General features: G+C 60.7%; 3 protein-coding genes. 2 read left to right on the forward strand and 1 reads right to left on the reverse strand.

Features of this window, described 5'->3' with window-relative positions; genetic code table 11:
• Positions 1–707, reverse strand: a 707-nt coding sequence (locus tag WBB85_RS18610; protein WP_432640087.1) for an NAD(P)/FAD-dependent oxidoreductase, incomplete at its 3' end; no start/stop codon positions are given.
• A gap of 105 nt (positions 708–812) precedes the next feature.
• Between WBB85_RS18610 and WBB85_RS18615 the strand changes: the two genes are divergently transcribed.
• Together WBB85_RS18615 and WBB85_RS18620 are read left to right on the forward strand one after the other, a co-directional pair.
• On the forward strand, positions 813–1,391 hold the full coding sequence (locus WBB85_RS18615; protein WP_432640088.1) for an isochorismatase family protein: 579 nt from the start codon (positions 813–815) through the stop codon (positions 1,389–1,391).
• Positions 1,391–2,269 (forward strand): LysR family transcriptional regulator, encoded by an 879-nt coding sequence (locus WBB85_RS18620; RefSeq protein ID WP_432640089.1) that lies wholly within the window; start codon positions 1,391–1,393, stop codon positions 2,267–2,269. Before WBB85_RS18615 ends, WBB85_RS18620 begins: the two co-directional genes overlap by 1 nt.
• Positions 2,270–2,381: the final 112 nt, after the last annotated feature.

The following is a 2,381-nucleotide window of genomic DNA, read 5'->3' on the forward strand; positions in this document are numbered from 1 at the left end:
GTCAGGACATATTGGTGGCTCATCACCATCATCGGCACGGTGCGCCCGCCATAGGGCTTGAACCACTCGCCAACCTTCTGGGCATAGTAGCCTGCGGCGTTGACCACATATTCGCAGCGGATATCGCCTTTTTCAGTATGGACGATCCATTCACCGTTTTCGCGGGAAACCCCGGTCGCAGGTGTAAAGCGCAGGATCTTGGCACCCATGTCGCGGGCACCCTTGGCCAAAGCTTGCGTCAACTGCGCCGGGTCGATGTCCCCGTCGGCCGGATCATAGAGCGCACCGGCCAGATCGTGGGTCTCGATGAAGGGATACTTGCCCTTGATCTCATCAACGCCCAGCACTTCAAGGTTCATGCCCTGATAAAGGCCCATGCCCTTGGCGCGCTGAAACTCCTGCATCCGCTCCTTCGAATGGGCAAGACGCACCGATCCGGTGACATGGTAGTTCATCGGATAATCGACCTCAGCGCCGAGGCGCGCATAAAGCTCGGTCGAATAGCGCTGCATGTTCATGATCGACCACGAGGTCGAGAAGGTCGGGACGTTACCCGCCGCATGCCAGGTCGAACCGGCGGTCAGTTCGTTCTTTTCCAGCAGGACGCAATCGGTCCAACCGGCCTTGGCCAGATGGTAGAGCGACGAGACGCCGACGGCGCCGCCCCCGATGATCACCACACGCGCTGTCGACGGAATTCCGGCCATCTCGCTCTCCCTGAAATGTGCAGGGAGTATTGACGCAGGGATAGGCAGCTTTCAATTCGCATGCTTCCGGGTTATTAATCGGCAAGTCCGATTAGGGAGCAGCCAATGAATGCAGAGGTTTTCAATCGCGCCGACAGCGTTCTGTGCGTTGTCGACGTTCAGAAAGTGTTTCTCGATCAACTCAGACTGGGTGAGGCCGAGGCCCTTACCGCCCGTATTTGCTGGCTCATTCGTGCGGCCAGCGCATTCAGCATCCCGATCGTTGCTATGGCCGAGGGTATCGCGCTGAACGGCACTCTTGCAGAGCCTGTGGGCGACGCCTTGCCGGACGGATGCGTCATCCATGACAAGAGTGTTTTCAACCTGACCGGGCAGGCAGAAGTTCTTGCGGCGGTGAGAGCAACCGGGCGGCAACAGGTGATTCTTTGCGGGATGGAGACTGATATCTGCATCGCGCAATCGGCGGTCGGTCTGAAAGCCAAAGGCTTCACCGTGGGCGCGGTGGCCGATGCCTGCAGTTCACCGGCAAACCAGGATGCGGAGGCTTTCGCACGGATGCAGGCTGCCGGGGTCATACCGCTCACCTTACGCGGGATCTTTTATGAATGGGTCGGCGATCTTGAGACGCTCGCCTGGGTCAAAACCGAAATCGGATCGCCGCTGCCCGAAGGGCTGGTTCTCTGATGCAGATCGAGTTGATCGAAACCTTCCTTGATCTCTGCGACACGCGCAGCTTCAACCGGACTGCAGACCGGCTTGGCGTCACGCAGTCGACGGTTTCAGGTCGGGTGAAATCGCTTGAGACGTCACTTGGCCACCGGCTCTTTACCCGCTCGCGTGCCGGTACGGAACTGACGACCGAAGGCCTGCGTTTCGTCCCCCATGCCCGCACGCTGCAACATGACTGGACCGAGGCGCGCTATGCGATCCGCGATCTGGGCAGCGGGGCGGTGACGGTCAGGGTGGGTATTCAGGCGGATATGGTCGGTATCCATTTCAACGAACTGATCCGGGATTTTCGCGAAACCCTGCCCGAGGCGGCGTTTCTTTTTGAGGCCGACTATTCGGCGCAGATGAGTTCCGACCTTTCGACCGGGATCGAGGATATCGCCATCCTCTTCACGCCGCGCTTCCACCCTGATCTCTATTTCGAGACCTTGGGCGAAGTGCGCTACGTCATGGTCTCGACCGAAACCGACCGGCTGAGCGAGGTGCGGCGCGAGACTTACATCATGCCGCACTTTTCCGACGCTCTACCGCAGATCCATGCGAACATGCTGCCGGAACTGGCCAAGGTCAGCCTGTCCATCGGCCAGAACGCGGCGATGGTCTCGCTCCTGGAATCCATGGGCGGCACCGCCTATGTCCTGCGCGATTCCGCCGAAAAGCTGCAACACAGCGGGGGGTTCCGGCTGGTGGCAGACGCGCCGCCGATCCTTTTGCCGATCTATGCCGGTATCCATATCCGCAACCGGCACCGCCCCCTGCACCGGCGGCTGCTGCAGATCCTGCGGACGCGCTTTGGCCCGCGCGACGGACAGATCGCGCGGCGGCGTGTCTGACAGGTTCCATGACGTGTCCGCAGACCGCATTGGTCTGCGTTCGGGACATTGCGGACATCCGCGACGCCCCCTTCGCCCGGGAACAAGCGCGAAGCGCGCCGGGCGAGCGCCT

Origin of the sequence: Albidovulum sp., assembly GCF_049646345.1 — a bacterium.
Classification (GTDB): domain Bacteria; phylum Pseudomonadota; class Alphaproteobacteria; order Rhodobacterales; family Rhodobacteraceae; genus Albidovulum.